This is a genomic window from Blautia hansenii (assembly GCF_013304445.1).
Classification (GTDB): Bacteria; Bacillota; Clostridia; order Lachnospirales; family Lachnospiraceae; genus Blautia.
The window spans coordinates 1-18,632 of record NZ_JAAITA010000010.1; the positions used below are offsets into that span (position 1 = coordinate 1).

The 18,632-nt window shown below is 37.3% G+C and carries 14 protein-coding genes; 1 reads left to right on the top strand and 13 read right to left on the bottom strand.

The window, feature by feature from the left end; translation table 11 throughout:
* On the top strand, positions 1-923 hold a 923-nt coding region (locus G5A70_RS08865), incomplete at its 5' end, for a tyrosine-type recombinase/integrase (protein ID WP_226853584.1).
* 169 nt (positions 924-1,092) lie between these two features.
* On the opposite strand, the gene G5A70_RS08870 is transcribed toward G5A70_RS08865, so the two are convergent.
* The 13 genes from G5A70_RS08870 to G5A70_RS08925 form a co-directional block, all read right to left on the bottom strand.
* A complete protein-coding gene (locus tag G5A70_RS08870) occupies positions 1,093-1,587 on the bottom strand; it encodes a sulfatase-like hydrolase/transferase (RefSeq protein ID WP_330605591.1) in 495 nt (164 codons plus the stop codon).
* A complete protein-coding gene (locus tag G5A70_RS16015) occupies positions 1,565-1,690 on the bottom strand; it encodes a sulfatase-like hydrolase/transferase (RefSeq protein ID WP_330027262.1) in 126 nt (41 codons plus the stop codon). Before G5A70_RS16015 ends, G5A70_RS08870 begins: the two co-directional genes overlap by 23 nt.
* A gap of 70 nt (positions 1,691-1,760) precedes the next feature.
* On the bottom strand, positions 1,761-3,140 hold the full coding sequence (locus G5A70_RS08875; protein ID WP_226853586.1) for a sulfatase: 1,380 nt from the start codon (positions 3,138-3,140) through the stop codon (positions 1,761-1,763).
* A gap of 11 nt (positions 3,141-3,151) precedes the next feature.
* Positions 3,152-4,330, bottom strand: coding sequence for a glycoside hydrolase family 88 protein (locus G5A70_RS08880; RefSeq protein WP_173749294.1), 1,179 nt, complete (start codon positions 4,328-4,330; stop codon positions 3,152-3,154).
* Between the two features lie 28 nt (positions 4,331-4,358).
* Positions 4,359-5,813: a sulfatase-like hydrolase/transferase gene (locus G5A70_RS08885; RefSeq protein WP_173749295.1), complete on the bottom strand. Its 1,455-nt coding sequence runs from the start codon at positions 5,811-5,813 to the stop codon at positions 4,359-4,361.
* Positions 5,785-6,744: a family 43 glycosylhydrolase gene (locus tag G5A70_RS08890; protein WP_173749296.1), complete on the bottom strand. Its 960-nt coding sequence runs from the start codon at positions 6,742-6,744 to the stop codon at positions 5,785-5,787. The genes G5A70_RS08885 and G5A70_RS08890 overlap by 29 nt, the downstream gene beginning before the upstream one ends.
* A 1-nt stretch (position 6,745) precedes the next feature.
* The gene (locus tag G5A70_RS08895) at positions 6,746-8,122 is read right to left on the bottom strand and encodes a sulfatase-like hydrolase/transferase (RefSeq protein ID WP_173749297.1); all 1,377 of its coding nucleotides are present in this window, start codon (positions 8,120-8,122) and stop codon (positions 6,746-6,748) included.
* 9 nt (positions 8,123-8,131) lie between these two features.
* Entirely contained in the window at positions 8,132-9,025 is an 894-nt protein-coding gene (locus tag G5A70_RS08900) for a carbohydrate ABC transporter permease (protein WP_173749298.1), read from the bottom strand.
* 13 nt (positions 9,026-9,038) lie between these two features.
* Entirely contained in the window at positions 9,039-9,968 is a 930-nt protein-coding gene (locus tag G5A70_RS08905; RefSeq protein ID WP_226853588.1) for an ABC transporter permease, read from the bottom strand.
* 72 nt (positions 9,969-10,040) lie between these two features.
* On the bottom strand, positions 10,041-11,669 hold the full coding sequence (locus G5A70_RS08910; RefSeq protein WP_226853590.1) for an extracellular solute-binding protein: 1,629 nt from the start codon (positions 11,667-11,669) through the stop codon (positions 10,041-10,043).
* Between the two features lie 244 nt (positions 11,670-11,913).
* Complete coding sequence (locus G5A70_RS08915) at positions 11,914-14,742, bottom strand: polysaccharide lyase 8 family protein (RefSeq protein WP_173749301.1); 2,829 nt, start codon at positions 14,740-14,742, stop codon at positions 11,914-11,916.
* 93 nt (positions 14,743-14,835) lie between these two features.
* Positions 14,836-16,263 (bottom strand): sulfatase-like hydrolase/transferase, encoded by a 1,428-nt coding sequence (locus G5A70_RS08920; RefSeq protein WP_173749302.1) that lies wholly within the window; start codon positions 16,261-16,263, stop codon positions 14,836-14,838.
* Positions 16,264-16,281: 18 nt separating this feature from the next.
* Positions 16,282-18,132, bottom strand: coding sequence for a helix-turn-helix domain-containing protein (locus G5A70_RS08925; protein ID WP_173749303.1), 1,851 nt, complete (start codon positions 18,130-18,132; stop codon positions 16,282-16,284).
* Between the last annotated feature and the right edge of the window lie 500 nt (positions 18,133-18,632).

Consider the following 18,632-nt stretch of genomic DNA (forward strand, 5'->3'; position numbering starts at 1 on the left):
AGAACGCACAGAGGGCAAATGTGAAGAAAAGCACACAGAAACAACGGGAACAACTCATGCGGTTATTGAAAGAGGACAAGTTAGGTGCTAGGAGCATTGATACGATAAAACCCTCTGACGCTAAAGAATGGGCGTTACGCATGAAAGACAAAGGCTTTTCCTATAACACTATTAACAACCATAAACGCTCGTTAAAAGCGTCATTCTATATCGCCATACAAGACGATTGTGTAAGGAAAAACCCTTTTAATTTCAAGTTAAGTGAAATCATAGAAAATGATACCAAAGAGAAAGTAGCATTGACAGAGGAACAGGAACAAGCCTTACTGTCATTCATCAAGACGGATAACGTGTATCACAAGTATTATGATGATGTGCTGATACTGTTAAAGACAGGACTTCGTATCTCGGAACTGTGCGGACTGACAGTAGCCGATATTGATTTCAAGAATGAGGTTGTGGTTATCGACCACCAGTTATTAAAGAGCAAGGAACAGGGCTATTATATTGAAACGCCTAAGACAAAGAGTGGAACAAGGCAAGTGCCATTAAGCAGAGAAACGATACAGGCATTTCAACGGGTCATAAGGAAACGCACAAAAGGGAAACTGATAGAGATAGACGGATACAAAGATTTTCTGTTCGTCAATCCGAAAGGCAATCCTAAAGTTGCGATTGATTACAACGCCTTATTTGTCCGTATGGTAAAGAAATATAACAAACACCACAAGGATAACCCCTTGCCACATATCACACCACATACGCTACGCCATACGTTCTGCACAAGACTGGCAAGCAAGAACATGAACCCGAAAGATTTACAGTATATCATGGGACATTCAAACATCAGTATCACAATGAACTGGTATGCTCATGCGTCCATAGATACCGCAAAATCAGAGGTTCAGCGTCTAATCGCATAAGAAGTATTTACCACGATTTTAACCACGCTTGATAGCGAAAATATAAGAAGATAGACCTAGATATGTGAGGTTTACCACAAAAGCAAAATGCCCGTAGAGCCTATAAAATAAGGCTTTGCGGACATTTAAGAAGATATAAAAAGATAGTCAAAAAGACATATATGATTTATTAGCAATCCACATATTTTTTCGGACAGATATGAGGACCGTGAGGCTCATCTAAAGACATAACCAGAAAATAATCTTCGTCTTTGTGTTTTTCAATAAAATCCACTGCTCTATCTGCACAGCGATGTCCGTAGGTCATATCTTCTGTGATATTATATTTTTCAATACTTTCTATCTGACGAATACGGTATCTTTCCTCCGGCGTAAGCTCATCTAAAAAGCACTTCATATCATACCAGTAATCCTCATCCCACCCCTTTGGACATCTTCCAAGTCCAAAGTAATCTCCACCATCAAGATGCCACTTTCCTACATAAGCGGTATGAACACCTGCATCACTTAGTCGCTGTCCAATGCTCTGTACATTATCGGAAAGTCCCATACAATTTGACCAGCTTGCACAGGAATGAGGATAACTTCTTGTAAAGATTGCAGACCTTGCGGGCTGGCATACAGGCTGTGTGGTATAGGCTTTATCGTATCCCCTCTGCCGCAAGTCTGTCCAGATTTGGTGTAAGCATTGCAGAATTTCCGTAACACCCCAACATATCCGTACGCTGGGTATCTGTCATAATAAAAATAACCTGTCGTCTTTTCATAATCTTCCTCCTGATCGTCAAATACGTTGATACAAGCAGAGACTATTGCCTAAGCAACAGCCTCTCGCTTTTACATAAGAAATGGATCTTGCTGCATATCCAAATATTCTCGCAGATCTTTTTCATAATCTGCTGCAAGCTCCTCGTTCAGCTCCGTAATCATAATGGGATTTTGCTGATAAGGATCTTCTTCATTGTTATACAACATTTTCACCTGTTTTTCTCCCGGTTTATATCCATTATTTATTACAAAAGTATGTATATGTGTCCGAATACCTCTCCACCCATAACACTTACTGTTCAGCCCTTGTTTTTCAAAGGCTGCTACCATTTCCGGCATTCCCGGATAAGAACATAAAAACGCATCTTGCGGCGCATCACTTTCCTGTCCCAGTATTCCCGGTGCATGATTAAATCCTTGACAGGTATCCGGCACAGGAATATCCAGAAGTCCTAAAAGTGTAGGCATGTGGTCGGGACTTGCTACCAGTTCCTTGTATTTTGCAGGAGTCAGGCGCCCTTTCTGACGAATATACAACGGAATATGTATGGACTCCTCATACCACACATTTTTACCCATGTGTCCATGTGAACCTAACATTTCTCCATGATCTGCAGAAAGTACCACAATCGTATCTTCTTCCATTCCATTTTCTTTCAAAAACTCTAAAAGTCTTCCAAACTGTTCATCTACACCGGTAACTGCTGCAAAATACTGTCTGGTAATAGTTTCCATATCCGGAGTCCGTTTTTCCTCAGGCACATTTTCTCTGAAATACACCGGCATATCCTTGTACTGTTCATAATATTTATCCGGTACCAATTCATGCGGAAGATGAGGTGGATTGTAAGAGACAAACAATGCAAAGGGCTCCGCCTGATTTTTCTTTTCTTCCATATATTCCAATGCCTTATCCGTCTCAAATTCCGGCGACCAGCAACCCGGCTTAATCTGTTCCGGTGTATCCGCCCAATAATGGGGATCTAAATGTTCATCACAAGCACCATAAGACAGCCAATAATCAAAACCTTGTCTTCTTTCCCCCGGTGGTGTATAAGCATCCCAGTGACTTGCCCCGGAAATCGGATTTTTCTCAAAGTTCTGTTCGGAAGCATCTAAATGCCATTTTCCAATATAACCTGTATGGTAGCCTGTATCCTTTAATACATTTCCAATACAGGTTTCCTGCGGTTTTAACATTAAGACTTCACTCAATCCTATTTTACAGTTGGTCCACATTCCTACACTAAAAGGATATTTTCCCGTAAGCAAAGACGCACGATGGGGAGAACAAAGTGGAAAGGTACTGACCGCTTCGGTGCAATCTAAGCTTTCCCTTGCAAAGCTGTCCATGTGTGGCGTACACACTTCATCTGATTTTGCATACCCCATTGCCTGATATCGCCACTGATCCAGAAAAACATATAATAAATTTGGTCTTTTCTTCATGATTTTCCTCCTTACCAGTAAGGGTTCCATGCTCCACATCTTCTTCTAAGAGCTTCTAAATAGAAATAATCCCCCCATGTATTACACTCATCCACACCTCTATCCGTACAGGTATTTTCTTTAGAGTCCCTTGCATAGGTGCCATGCAACAGAAGTCCATTCGACTGTTCGATGGATTTTACCGTACATCTCTCAATCAGAGCACGCAGCATTTTATCGGCTGCCATACGATATTTTTCTGCTTCCTTTTTTTCCAAATATGGAAGCATTTCATAAATACCACAAATCGCAATGGCAGAGGAAGAAGAATCTCTTGGCTCTGTGCTCCCTGTGTCAAAGTCAAAATCCCAATATGGAATTAAATCCTCCGGTAAATGCTCAATAAAGTAATCGGTTACATCTCGGAACATCTGAATATATTCTGGATTTTTTTGATAGCGATAGCTCAAAGCTACACCATAAACACCCCAGGCCTGTCCTCTTGCCCATGCAGAACCATTTCGATTTCCCTGATGCGTTACGCCATGAGAAGGCTTTCCGGTTTCCGGATCAATATAATATGTGTGATAAGTAGAATGATCCTCTCTTAACACGCACTGCATTGCTGTATGAATATGTTTGCATGCCTTTTCAGCATATTCCGGATTTCCTGTTGCCTCTGTTGCCCAGTATAATAAGGGAAGATTTAACAGACAGTCAATAATTAGGCGATAATCCTTTGGATCTCCTACATTTCCCCATGCCTGAATAAACTCTCCGTTTTCTCTGTATCTGGTAAGCAAGTGATCGGCTGCCAATATTGCAGCCTCTTTTCCCTTTTCGTTTCCGCAAAGTTTATATGCCGCAACACAGGAAAGACTATACAGAAATCCCATATCGTGATTATTCACATCAATTTTTTTCTGAATACGATTTAAAAAGCTGTTTACATGAATTTCCCCTGTTTTCTTAAATTCCTCATCGTTTGTAAGCTCATAAGCCAGCCATACAACACCGGTCCAAAATCCTGTGGTCCATTCTGCATTTTCTGTCTGCCAATAAAATCCCTGCTTCGTATTTGGTGACTGAAAAAAATCTGTAAAATCTTTTAAATTTCCTTTTACAATATCTGTTGCCTGACGAACTGCCTGTTCAATCAACTCCTGACTACACCCTTGATATTTTTCAAGGTTTTCAAATGTCTGTGCCATAATTTTCTCCTCTTCCGCTATGATCATACTATTTTTCACAATAATACGTATCTGTTTTTTCTGAATAAATGCCGGCTCGACACATTTGTCCCAATCCGGTGACACTCTCTTTTACTCCATCTACCTTTTCATCTGCATACTTATTAAACCATTCATTTAACCTTGCTCTCATTTCGACTACCGTTTTTTCATATTTCGGTTGTCCGCATAAATTTTCTTTTTCCTCCGGATCCTCCGTTAAATAATATAGCTCATGAGGTCCATACGGATATCGATGAATATATTTCCAATCTTGATTGCGAATCATACGCACCGGACCATATTCATCAAACACCACGATTTCTTCATCCCTCTTCCTCTGTTCCTTTTCCCCTCGAAGAAGATATGCAAAGCTTCTGCCCGGCAATTTTTTATAATTCTCTCCATCTATGTGACAAAGCTCTAAAAGTGTGGGAAAAATATCATATGCACTAAGAATAGTTTCTTCTCTTTTTCCTTGCGGAATTACCCCCGGTAAAGACATAAGAAATGGTACTTTTACAGATGTTTCGTACATATTAAAAGGAAACGTTCCATTTCCTTTCCCCCATACACCATGATGCCCCATACTCATACCATTATCTGCTGTATACACAACAAGAGTATTTTCTCTTAACCCATTTGCCTCAAGAGTATCTAAAATCCTTCCGATTTGCTCATCCATTGCGCTGATTGCCGCAAAGTAACCTCTGAGATTTTCTTTTCTCTTTTCAGTTCCAAATACCGGTCCCGTAGTTAAATCCGGGTGATCTGCCTCATCAGGAATACTTGGGAAATCACAATTTTCATAGTAATCCATCCATTTTTTAGGATGTTGTCCTTCTCCCCATGGAGAATGAGGTGCTGTAAAATGCACAGAAAGATAAAAGGGTTCTTCTTGATGCTGAAACTCGTTTAAGTATTCTATTGCTTTGTTTGCAATTACTTCTGTAACATACTGATTGTGCAAAACTTTTATATTTCCATTTTCCACAATATCCGGATGAAAATAATCACATCCCCCTAATCCAATGGTATACCACTTAGAAAAACCATGTTGAGGGCAAACACTGTCACCTAAATGCCATTTACCTGCCAGAGCACACCTATATCCATTTTCATTTAGCACATCTGTGTATGTAGTTTTTCCTTCTAAATAAGAAATCGGCTTGTTTTCACAGGAATACCCATTCCAGTACGGATTTTCTCTGCCTGCCTCTTCAAACTTATCTTTATCAATATTTCCGCTTCGTATCCAGTCATGCACACCATGAGAAGAAGGAATATTACCGGTAAGTACAGAGGCTCTTGCCGGAGAGCAGACCGGCGATACACAGTAAAAATTTTGAAACTGCATTCCGCTTTCTGCTATTCGATTTAAGTTAGGTGTATACAATTCTTTTGTTCCCCCACAGTTCATCGCCCATGAACCTTGGTCATCTGCCATGATGAATAAAATATTCATGTAGTATCTCCTCCCCCCACTCTAAATGTAAATCCGTATCTGAAGAAAATATTAATGGTAAAAGTACATATTCCGACTGAAAATACGCTTCTCCGCAACCACCCCAACGGTCTCCCAAATACCAATATTGGACTTCACCTGATAAAATATTCTCTGTTTTAATAATTGCAGTAGGTTGAGATTGAAACGTAGTTTCATTTCCCAGCTCAAAACGCTTCGACCACCCATGGTCAATACAGCGGGAATATGCGTAAGACGACTGATTTGGTTTCCAGCCTGTGCATCCGCTGGTTAAAAGATAATAATATCCGTTTCTTTTAAACATCACCGGCGCTTCTCTTAGTTCTCCCGACCATAAAGTACACACTTTACTCTCGATTGACAAATAATCCTCTGTCAAACGATAAATATGTAAATCCTGATTATCTCTTGCAGCAGATATAAAATATGCACACTTATCATCATCTACAAAAAGAGTACAATCCCGTGACATGTATCCCATTGGATTGAAGCTTCCAAGATATGTATAATCTCCGTCAATGGTATCACACACAGCTACCGCACATCTGGCAAGTTTATAGTCTGACGGCATCTCCCAATGTGCCCACATCACATATTGTTGCGTTTTTTCATTGTAAATCACCTTAGGGCGCTCTATATTGCAACCTGTACCAATAGAAGCTTTCTGTTCCGGTATATCCAAACGCAAATCTCTGTCCGAAAATTTTTCCTCTACCTCCGAGTCCAGAGTTAAAATGTGATTACAAAATTCCCAATTTAAAAAATCCTTCGATTTATAACAGGAAACTTTGTTTCTCTGTGTTCTGTTTTCTCCAATCCAGTAATAAATCCCGTTTTCTATTAAAATCTGCCCTCCATGAGCATGTAAGATTTCTCCATGATTATCTTTTGGAAGAAACACACTTTTCATTTTAATTCCCGTCCTTTTCTTCAACTGTCCATACTTCTTTTGGCAAAAACTTCTTCGGTGTACCGATTTCTTCAAAATGTTTCCTTATCTTTTCTGTCAACGTTCTTTGTACCTCAGTATACTCCGGTTTTCCAAATACATTTGTCATCTGGAGAGGATCTTTTCTCATATCAAATAAAATATGGTCATGGAATTCTTCCTCACACCATCCCTTTCCCACATAAGCAAGTTCAAATTCCGGTGTAATAATTCCTGCTCTCGGCACATCACTGGGATGAATATAAAGAACCTGTTCCGTTTTTCTGTTTTCCAAAAGATGTGTTGATAAGTCTCTCCCCTGTACCTGAAACGGATAAGGAATTTCCATCATTCCAGCTAACGTAGGGGCAAAATCCACCACATTTATCCATGTATTGCAGCGTCTTTCCTGAATGTTCTTCCATGGCATAGAAATCACACAAGGAATATGATATACACTTTCATAGAGATTATTTTTCTCCATAAGTCCATGTTCCCCCATATATTCGCCATGATCTGTGGTAAAAACAACCATAGTGTTTTCCCATAATCCTGTATCTTTTAAACATTGAATAATTCTTCCAATGTTATCATCAATACATTTTACAGCTCCAAGATATTGAGCTTTCAATCTACGCAAATGTCCTTCTCTTTCGAAAAGTCCATACGGATAATAGTGCAATCTTCCCCATGTATCTCTTTCTGCCCAATCCGGTATTTCTCTTTCCCAGAAGCTTTCCGGTATTTCTACTTTTAATGGGTCAAACATTGTATCATAAGGCGGTCTGACTTCAAATGGTTGATGAGGATCCGGTATACTTACCGTAAATAAAAAAGGGCTTGTATTTTTTAGCTGATTATTTAAAAATTTAATTGTCTCATCTGTAAGCCAATCCGTTGTATAACTTCTTTTATTTCCTACTTCTCTTTTCGGTCTTACTTTTCCATTTTCATAAGCAACAGATTTACAATGTCCAAATTCTACTTTATAATCCCAATCCTCAAATCCCAGAGGATTATATTCTCCTAAGTCATCTCCTCTTTCCTTATGGTCTGCTAAATGCCATTTTCCCAGATATCCTGTATGATATCCTGCTTTTGCAAACGCTTCTGCAAATCCATGTGCATCCTTTTTTACAGGAATTCCATTTCTATATGCTCCGTTTTCGTGGGGATAATTGCCCGTAAAAAAGCACCCCCTTGAGGGGGTGCAGACAGCACTTGGTGTATAAAAATTCTCTAACAGAACTCCATTTTCCGCAAGAAAATCAATATTCGGCGTCTGCACTTCCTTTCCTCCATAACAGCTTAATACATCTCGTCTAAGCTGGTCCACATGTATAATCAATACATTTTCCATGAAATATCATCAACCTTTCACTGAACCAATCATAACACCTTTTACAAAATGTTTCTGAACAAAAGGATACAACACCAGTACCGGTAAAGAAGATACAATAATTACACCATACTGAATTGTTCTTGCAATCTGTTTCATCAATTCCAGAGAATCCGGATCTACAGTTGATGGATCTACAGACTGCCCTGTAATCAAAATATCTCTTAAAATCAGCTGCAATGGATATAAATCACTATCCGTTACATAAATCAATCCATTAAAGAAGGAGTTCCAATGACCTACCGCATAATAAAGTACCATAATTGCAATAATGGATTTTGACAAAGGAATTACTACTTTCAGGAAATACTGGAAAATACCACATCCATCGATTTCTGCAGCCTCCTGCAATTCGATAGGCATTGTATTCAGGAAATATGTTCTGCACAAAATTAAGTTAAATACGGAAAATGAGCCTAAAATCATTAACACATAAGGAGTATTTACGAGCCCGAGACCTTTTACTACTAAATAAGTAGGAATCAAACCACCGGAAAAGTATTTTGTCACAATTAACAGTTTCATGATAATTCCGCGTCCCATCATATCCGTTCTGGACAATGCATATCCTGCCGGAATCGTAATAAATAACGCCAGCATAGTTCCTACAACCGTATAACGAATGGTATTGTAGTACCCTGACCAAATTCTAGGATCTCTAAAAATATACTTGAATCCTTCAAAGGTTACTCCTTTGGGCAAAAGAAGAACTTCTCCTGTGGCAACCAAATTAGGATCACTAATTGATGCAATTATAACAAACCACAATGGATATAAAATAACAACCGAAATCAGAATAACCGTAGCATAAACAATAAAAAGAAATACGATATCTGATTTACTCATTTTTTTCAACTTATTCATTGCCTACTCCTTCCTACCAAAGACTTACATCTGAAACACGTTTTGCAATCTTATTTACTACAACTAACAGCAGCAGGTTAATAACATTGTTAAACAAGCCAATTGCTGCTGAATAGCTAAACTGTCCATTTTGAATACCAATTTTATATACATAAGTTGAAATAATTTCTGAATATTCAAGGTTAATACTATTCTGTAATAAGAACGCTTTTTCAAATCCTAAGTCCATGATTTCTCCGGCTCTCATAATTAACATAATTACCATAGTCGGCATAATGGAAGGTAGATCGATATAAAGCAACCTTTGAAAACGACTTGCTCCATCTACCGTAGCGGCTTCATGAAGCTCCGGTCCAACAGATGTCAATACGGAGATATACATAATAGAGCCCCATCCAATACCCTGTAGTACTCCGGACCATACATAAATGTGTCTAAAATTCTCTGGATTTGATAAAAATCCTACCGGATCAACTCCAAAAATCATTAAAAGCTGGTTTACAACACCATCACTGGATAAGAAAATTAAAATCATACCACAATATACTACCATTGAAATAAAGTGTGGTGCATAAGTAATCATCTGCGCTGCCTTTTTCAAACGTTTCTTAGTAATATAATTTAAGAATAAAGCAAAAATAATCGGCATTGGAAAGCCTGCAATTAAAGAATAAAAACTTAATGACAAGGTATTCCACAGCAAGTCTTTAAACTGAAAAGATTCAAAAAAAGTTTTAAAATGTTCCAATCCAACCCATGCACTACCCCAAATCCCATCATTAGGACGGTAATCTTTAAAAGCCAGCTGTATTCCATACATTGGAACATAACTAAATAATACTACATAAATAACCATGGGAAGAATAAACAAATAGCACACCCATGTTCTCTTTAAGTGTCGAAGAAACTTCCCACTTTTTTTTCCTTTTTTTGTATTTGACATATTTCCCTCCATAAACACAATCTGGTACAGCACTGCACTCACACAAGCACTGTACCAGATTATACTTCTTTGCTATTTATCTGTTTCTAAAGAGTCAACAAATTCCTGACAAAGTTTTGTATATTCCTCTACTTTAAGGGATTTTAGTGTTTTCTGATGTTCTTCCCATTTTCCTTCATCAATACCATTGATTACAGAATCTGCAATAAATTTTTTCAAGTAGTTATCAATGTCAGCTAATAAAATTGTTCTTCTTTCTGAATTTTCCAGAGTAGCTGTCCCGGAAGGAAGTTCCATAACTCCATACTGCATCTGATCATTTACAGCCTCTAATTTATAATCCGGTGGACAATTCTCATCCGTTATTACTTTCTGAGCATATTCATATTTCCAGAGAGAAGGTGTATCACCTGAAAAACTTTCTGCATTTCTATATTCTGCCTTAGACTGATATCCACCATTTTCTTTTAAAGTTGTTTCGTCCATTGTAATAAACTGAGGAATCTGTTCTCCATCCTGTTCCAGAATTCTCCAAGTTACATCCTCTGCACCACGTCCCCAGTCAAGAGCTAATTCCAGACTTGAATTGATATAATCATACCAGCGAACTAAGGCTTCTGGGTTTTTACAAGTTTTGCTGATTACAAAACCACCTGTTCTTGTTACGTTGTTGGTTCCAATCATCTGTGTACCGTCTTTTCCTTTTAATACAGGAACTGCACGATAGTCTGTTTCGTTTACAACACCTGCTTCATTTGCACGATAACCTGCAACAACACCTAAGTTATCTCCGGCTGCACCTCTTGATGCATACTGATCTCCACTAAGTGTAAAAGCTTCTTTATCAAACAATCCTTCTTTATACAAGCCGTTCATCCATTCCAATGCATCATAATACCCCTGCTCTGCTGCACTGAAAGTAACTTTTCCGTCCTTTGTGAATACATGGCTGGCTGTTTCTAACACGCCGAAAGGTCCAAAGAGATTTTCAATGGTTCCGCCCCATCCCCAGGCATCGCGGAATGTAAATGGAATTTCATCTGCTTTTCCATTTCCATTAGGATCTTTATCACGGAACGCAATCAATACTTCTTTAAATTCATCAATAGTAGTAGGCATCTGTAATCCCAAATTGTCTAACCACTTCTGATTAATCCACAATTGTGAGTCAATAATATTTTGAATTGCTTCATCTCCTGTTGGCAGTGTATGGACTTTTCCATCTGGTGAGTATAAAGCTGTTGGATAATCGTCTCTTGATTCAAAGAACGCTGTTGTATTAGGTGCATACTCTTTTAACATTTCATCTAACTCTGCTAACTGTTCATAATTCTTCGCCATATCTACAGCACCAATAATTGCATCTGGTAAGCTATCTGTGCTGAACATGATATTAATTTTTTCTTTCCAGCCTGAAGCAGGAATTTCTACCCACTCAATATGAACATTTGTAGCTTCTTCAGCAGCCTTCACACATTCCTTTTCTGCCGCTGATTTTAATGTACTCTTTTGTGGTACTGCAATAGTAAAAGTTTCTTTCTCTTTTAAAATCGGCAGACCTTCTTTATTTAAGTTATCAGATACCTCTCTCTTTTCATCCTTTGAGTCTTCTTTCTTATCTCCACCAGCTGCCCCACAACCAGTTAATAACATAGTACCAACTAAAGCCATACTAATAATACGAACCCACTTGCTTCTCATGTTAATCCTCCTTAACTTTAACATATTGCTTCTTCTTTTTTTATCATCTATGCTGGCCGGCATTTTCTTGATGCTTTATATTCTAAGCAAAAGATTCTTATATGTATATCTCGTATTCTTGAATACTATATTATTTTCTTGTATATTTTCACCTTTTCCCTCTTTCTATATCGTTTTTTTGCATTTTTCAATCATCTATTCAACAAAAAAATATCTTTTCCCTTGAATTTTCACTCCTCACTCTTTAATCTGAAGCTATTTTGAACTCTGCCATACATGATCTGCCATTTCTTCTCGCCATATCAAAAACCAGAACTACACTATTTTCAGTCTTTTCACAAGTAACACTTTCATCCAGAAGGATGCTGTCTCCGACCTTTTTTTTAATAGTAATTTGAATCTGTCCTTGATTTTTCATAGTTGGATCAGAAACAGAAACTTTTAACGTTCCCTTGGCAGTTTCCTGGAGCATAACAGAAGCAGCTCTATCACTTGTTATTCCATTTACATTTCCTCCCTGCTCCCGCCAGAAATTTATTCCTGTAATTCCCAGTTCTTCATGATATACAGCCTGCACCTCACTGCTATTTTCCAATATGCTTACCTTCGGTGCCCTTACGTAATTTTCTGTTTCTTCCGCGCTTGTTTCCGGCAGCAGCACATAACTATAAGATGCGTTTTCCGGATTCTGTCCATGATCCATCCACATTTCCAAATAGTTTTCTGTACTTCCTCCCTCAAAAGTTCCTACGTCTTTCCAGCTTCCATCTGTTTGTCCTCGGCGAACCTGAATTTCTGTATTTTTTTCTGGGAAATAATATCCTGTTCCTTTTGCCCGATTCCCCTCTAAATGTGCCCAGCTCACCCGTTCAAAACATCTCCCAGACACATCCACACTACGTTTGACTAACTCTTTTACGTTAGCTTCTTTTACCGGAATATCTGTTTTCTCTCCATTTACCAGAAACTGATTGCTTCCATCTTTTCTCAGTTTCTTATTCTCAACAATGGTTTCCACCGGAAGCTCTATATTTTTATTGGTGATACCTGCACCCAAACAAACAATTTCATTCTCAAACATAAACCAAGACTTCTTTCCCTTCAAGTCCGGCGCATAAGAAACAACAGGATCGCCCGGAATTTTTTGGATCTCTCCTGAAAAAGACATTCCGCTAATGCCATAGTTCTCAATGGTTGTTCCTCCTACCCAACTTTCTTTAGAGCAAAAGTCTCCTCCCTGTGCATAACCCGAACTATCCGGTTTACCATTTCCTATATCAACCGGTACTATCGTAGTTCCACAAAGTCTTAAAGGATTTACTGTGTTCCAATAATTTTCTGTATACTGATTATCATCATCATAAATATAAGTCATTCCATTATTCTGATGCCATCCAAAGCGATTTTCATGATTCATAATCTCTGTGTTTTGGATACGTTCTGAATACATGGATACTGCAAAAAGATATTTTTTTCTTCTATGAATTACTCTGTCCATAAGAGGATATGATTTATGTACAGGTGCAGCATAACTTACAATAGATGTATTTCTTAAAAGTTTCTGTGCTTTGTGTTTTATGTTTATATCTTCTACATTTTTTAAACTGTCTAAAAAACCTTTATCTGCCTCTACCCACTCTTTTAACATGGCAAATACTGTTTCTTTTGAATTCTCCCCTAAAAAATCCAGCAATCTAATAATAATTTTCATGGCTTCACGTCCTATATCCCGGTTGCTCCATGTTGGTCTGGATACAGAACGCCCTTTCAAACAATCCAACATACAACCTTTATATATGGCATTTCCAAATCCATCCATAATATATGATTCTAAATTTTTCCATACACTAGTCGGATATTTCCATGGTGTTTCGTAAAGTAAATACGGAATTTTAGCAGCTCCCTTCATAAACTCAATCCCATAAGCCCCCAAGTAAGGCACCTTTACATGATCTAAATAAGAACCATCCGAATAAAACCCGCTTTCATATCCCTTATTGGAAATTTTGCTGCTTTCCTCCACATTTTTAATAACAAAAGTCTCTGCAGATGCAAGCATCCCTAGATATACCAGCTCATTATCCTCTCTTAAAGCACCTAATCCCACTGCTATTGTAGAACAGTCAATAATATTTGCCCCTTGCCCCTTGCGATATCCCTGTCCATGGGTGCTGGCAGTTCCAATTCCCCCTTCATGGAAAGGATCCAGTTGAAAAAAGGCAATTCCCTCTGTATATTTCCATATCTGTTCTTTTGTAAGACTGTCAAAAATAATCATTAAAGAAGGAATTAATTCCTTAGGAATACCTATTTCCCATGTCCACCAATTATCTGTTTGGGTTTTCGGCACATAACACTTGTTACATAAAAAATCTAAAATATTGATAATATCTTGCAATAATTCTTGATTTTTATAAAACAGTCCCCCTTCTGCCCCATAAGCTTTACATAAAACCAGAACATTTTGAAAAGCTGATGTAAATTTTATTGCATCGTCTATATAAGGAATGTCTTTGTTTTCTTGTTCTTTCTGATTTTCTTTCCACGGAATGCCTTCACATATTTTCTGCCCCTTATAAAAATACTTATTCCATACGTTCTCTGCATCTCTATGAATCTCATTCAGCAGTTCTCGCCCTTCCTCTGTGGCATTTAATCCTTGCCCTGTCAATAATTGTTTCCATTTCAAACGAATTTTTCTAAAATCATCTTTTGATACATCTGGTAAATGGTTCGGATTTTCATGCAATATTTCCAGTCTCCACTTCCTCTCTTTTCCAGTATCATCTTTAACGCTTACCACAACATTCCCTTTATTTTCTGCTGTTATACATACATCCTGATTAGAAATTTCATCTATTTTTAAGAGATGATCTGCTTTGGCTGCTTCTGCTCTTCGTTCTCCTTCCGCCTCTCCGACCCTTAGCTCTCTCTTAATTTTATAATAACCTGCATTTTTAAGAAAATTGCCATCATATCTTAAAAATCCCGTACTCCAAAACACCTTATTTGAAAAATCTTCTGGTTTTTTTAATCTCATAGTTTGTCCTTTAATAAGTCTTATACTTTTCATGCTTTTCTCCTCTTTCTAATATAAATAACAATATGATTTCATAAATAATAAAGAAAAAAGGCTGAATTTTAAATAAATCCAGTCCTTTTTTCTTTATATAGGCCAATGCAAGCCTCGCTGATTAGACAATGTATAATCCCCCCGTTCCTTATAATCCGGTGTTTCAAGTCCTACAAGCTTTCCATTCTTTATCCACTCGTCTCTGTCCTTTCCATACAAAGAAGAACATAATCTAATCAGCATCTCTTCCTTTACATTTTTAAATTCATCTTTGTCTGATAAATCATGCAACTCATTCTTATCTTGAAGAATATCAAAAATCTGTATTTTATTTCCATACGGATAATAAATCAATTTGTAATTTTCCATACGAATCATTCGTGTAGCTCTATATCCCTCACTGATTTCTCCATATAAGAAATCTCGTCTTTCTTTTTCAAATAACGATCGACCTTCTACAGTATCCGGCACTTGGATATTACATAAATCCAACAATGTTGGCATAATATCTTCCAAACAGGCAATTCTATCATCTATCCTTCCTCTTATGTCAACAATCGGCTTTCCTGAAAAAATTAAAGGTATATGTGCAGAATTCTCATAAAAAGTACGTTTTCCTACCATACCATGGTCAAACAGCATTTCACCGTGATCACTGGTAAATACAAGAATCGTATCATCCAAAATACCTTCTTCCTTTAACGCTCCAATCACCAGCCGAATTTGATGATCAATATGTGTGCATTGTGCATAATACGCTTTTTTCGCTCTTATCATTTCTTTATGAGAATAATATCTTGCCGCTTCCATTAATTCTTTAAAAATAAAACTTTCGTCTTCCCAATCTCCGTATTCCGGTTCTTGTATATCCTGATCAGAATACATATTCCAATATTCTGACAGCGGAACCAGTGGTGGATGGGGAAACGTATATGAAAGATAAAAAAATGCAGGTTTTTCCGGATCTCTTCTCTTGATTTGTTTTACCATTTGACCTGTAGCCCATGTGGTTGGATGGGCATTTTCTCCTAAAGGCCAAGTTCTTGTATAGTAGGTATTGTTTCCCATTCCGTGAAGAAATTCCTGACCGATATAGCCGTTTTCCCCCAACCATATTTGATAATCATCCGGCCCGCCAAATTCGTACCTTCCCTCTTCCTGAAGAATAACATCTTGAAATCCTATACGATTTCTTTGAGGATATACATGTAATTTCCCCACTGCCATAGTATGATATCCTGCCTGATGAAATGCTTCAGCCAAAGTTGTAACCGATGGCATTTTCATTCTATCGCTATAAACCCGATCCCCATGTGCTTTGGGAAATAAACCTGTCATAAGGCTTCTACGTGCCGGTATGCATACCGGGCAAGTACTATAACAATTGGAGTAAGTCACCCCATCTCGTGCCAGTTGATTAATGGTAGGTGTCATAATCTTATCATTTCCTGTAAAATTCAAAAATTTTTCACCCCATTGATCAACTTGAATAAATAAAACATTATACCTTTTCTTTTCCATAATTTTCTTAACTCTTTACTAATCTTTATTATTGCCGTCTTCCCTGTACGCTCCCGGTGTTACGCCTTCGTACTTTTTAAACATTTCAATAAATGCTGTACTGTTGGCATAACGCAAAATTTCTGCAATTTCAGAAATTTTCTTATCGCTACTTTGCAACATTTCTTTTGCTCTCTCCAGTTTAATCTGCTCTACATACTGTGAAATTGTGATTTCCATATTTTTTTTAAAGAAATGGCTGAGATTAGATACCGAGGTTTCAAAATAAGCGGCTATATACTTCACACTGAAATTATCGTCCAAATAATGCTCATGCACATAACTTAGCACATCTACAATATCACGTTTTTTATATCCTGATGTTTTTTCCTGAACAGGCTTGGGAAGCAACTCTGCTTTTTTCTTCATATCCTCTAAAAATCGTTTAGCAAAATCATCTATAGACTCATTTGCATTCTCTTTTTCTTCTAAAACTTTGTTCATACTAATGCCGAAAATTCTGGATACATCCCACAAAATACCTGTTATCATTGTGGTATCTATTTGCTTCATATAATCTGAAATTTCATCAATCAATAAAGCTGCCCTTGTGCCATCACTGTTTTTTACTGCTTCTTTTAAAGACATAACTTCTCTTTCCGGATATAGATTTTTTTCTTTGCTTCCGGGCAGTTTATTCATTCTCTCCTTTGCCTGCTGGTACGATTGCCGCAATTTACTAATATCTGTAGTTAAATCTCCAATTCCAATCTGCACATTTCCTGTAGCCAGTGTGGTAATCTTCTTTTCCAATTCTCTGGCAGATTCATCTGTACATACAAGATAAATCAGCATCCCTTCTACAATTTCAATTCGATATGCAGTAGAAACACTATATTTATTCATCTGCTGTCCAAACCATTCATAATATCCCTTATTTTCAGGAATATTATCTGGCAGAACCACAAAAAATTTATATTTTCGATTAATATAAATCTTACTTTCCAGACATCTATTCCATAATTCTTCCTGTGGGCGTACCTCTTTTTGCAAAAGCTCATATAAACAGCTCTCTATTCTGAGCCCATTTCTTTCTTCCTCCAGTTCCTCGTTATGCAAAATTAATTTTCTATAGTTCTCATATCGTATCTTTGAAAAGAAACATGCCAGCACAACACCAATTCCAAGGCTGCACAGCACCCATATTGCATAGCCTCTTAAATAAATATTCAAACTATCCGTAATACTTTTTTTAGAAATCATTCGGGTATATTTAAATCCGCACTCCATATCACTTTGCCATACATAAGCGTCCTTATCTGAAAGTGCTTTTTCAAAACTTTTCTCCCAATTGTCCTCTATTTTCCAATTTTCTGTAGTATAGAGAACTTTATCCTGATAAGTAAGAAAAATTTTATCTTCTTCTGACTGTTCAAACTGAGAATTGATTTTCCGATTTCTCACAGGAAATAGTAAATATTTTGTCTCTTCCCCTTTAGAGGTCCATGTTCTGATTGCAGTAACAAACAGAATCCCCTCCTTTTTCTCTCCCTGTAAAAGAGCCCTGCAGGCTACCACCCCTCCCTCTAAATTTTCAGCATTTTCAAAAATTTCTGTCTCTATCTGACAAATTTTATCAAAAAATAATTCTTCCGAAAATAAACCTACAGAAGATAAAACAATTTCCTTTTTCTCATCATATAAATAAATCCCATCCACAAAGGGAATTTTATCTTCTTGTTCTTTTAAATCATCTTCTATGTCCAAATAAACATTTGGTGTATCCCAATATAATTCATTATAAATTTTGTTAAATCTGCATTTATCCCCAAAGTCCCTAATAACGGTTGTCTGTTGTTTTAGGAAATCATCCTGACGTTCAAAAGTCATTTTTACTTCATTCTCTACTTTTTCATATTGATGTTTTTTAAATAAATCTAACACACAAACGCTAATAATAAGAAAAGGTATCAATAAGATTATGTTGTATGTCATAACACATTTTAAGTATTGTGTCTTTCTTTTCACTGTTTTTCCCCAAAAAGTAATATTGATTCAGAAAAATTATAGCATTTCAGTAGTATTTCTTCAACTATGAATGAGCAAATCCAAAATATTGCACAAAATAAAGATACCCTCTAATGAATGATGTATAATCGAAGTACCAGCAAACAACATACTCTCGCAAACAAGGGGTGTCCGTTGCAAACAGCCTGTTTATTGTATTGGGGATGATGTCACTACTTCACATACCCAGTCTTCGTTATCGGCTCTGTATCCAATCGAAGCAGCGTATTTTCATCAATCACATTTAAAAGGCTATTAGGATTACAGATGTTTCTCTCTACGGATATCAGTCTGTGAATTCCTTCCTATGTTTCCAGTACAGA

What these genes read in the sequence shown, in the direction of transcription:
- G5A70_RS16015 (WP_330027262.1), bottom strand. Translation starts at nt 1,690, where the DNA reads ATGAAAAGACGACAGGTTATTTTTATTATGACAGATACCCAGCGTACG.
- G5A70_RS08875 (WP_226853586.1), bottom strand. Translation starts at nt 3,140, where the DNA reads ATGAAGAAAAGACCAAATTTATTATATGTTTTTCTGGATCAGTGGCGA.
- G5A70_RS08880 (WP_173749294.1), bottom strand. Translation starts at nt 4,330, where the DNA reads ATGGCACAGACATTTGAAAACCTTGAAAAATATCAAGGGTGTAGTCAG.
- G5A70_RS08885 (WP_173749295.1), bottom strand. Translation starts at nt 5,813, where the DNA reads ATGAATATTTTATTCATCATGGCAGATGACCAAGGTTCATGGGCGATG.
- G5A70_RS08890 (WP_173749296.1), bottom strand. Translation starts at nt 6,744, where the DNA reads ATGAAAAGTGTGTTTCTTCCAAAAGATAATCATGGAGAAATCTTACAT.
- G5A70_RS08895 (WP_173749297.1), bottom strand. Translation starts at nt 8,122, where the DNA reads ATGGAAAATGTATTGATTATACATGTGGACCAGCTTAGACGAGATGTA.
- G5A70_RS08900 (WP_173749298.1), bottom strand. Translation starts at nt 9,025, where the DNA reads ATGAATAAGTTGAAAAAAATGAGTAAATCAGATATCGTATTTCTTTTT.
- G5A70_RS08905 (WP_226853588.1), bottom strand. Translation starts at nt 9,968, where the DNA reads ATGTCAAATACAAAAAAAGGAAAAAAAAGTGGGAAGTTTCTTCGACAC.
- G5A70_RS08910 (WP_226853590.1), bottom strand. Translation starts at nt 11,669, where the DNA reads ATGAGAAGCAAGTGGGTTCGTATTATTAGTATGGCTTTAGTTGGTACT.
- G5A70_RS08915 (WP_173749301.1), bottom strand. Translation starts at nt 14,742, where the DNA reads ATGAAAAGTATAAGACTTATTAAAGGACAAACTATGAGATTAAAAAAA.
- G5A70_RS08920 (WP_173749302.1), bottom strand. Translation starts at nt 16,263, where the DNA reads ATGGAAAAGAAAAGGTATAATGTTTTATTTATTCAAGTTGATCAATGG.
- G5A70_RS08925 (WP_173749303.1), bottom strand. Translation starts at nt 18,132, where the DNA reads ATGACTTTTGAACGTCAGGATGATTTCCTAAAACAACAGACAACCGTT.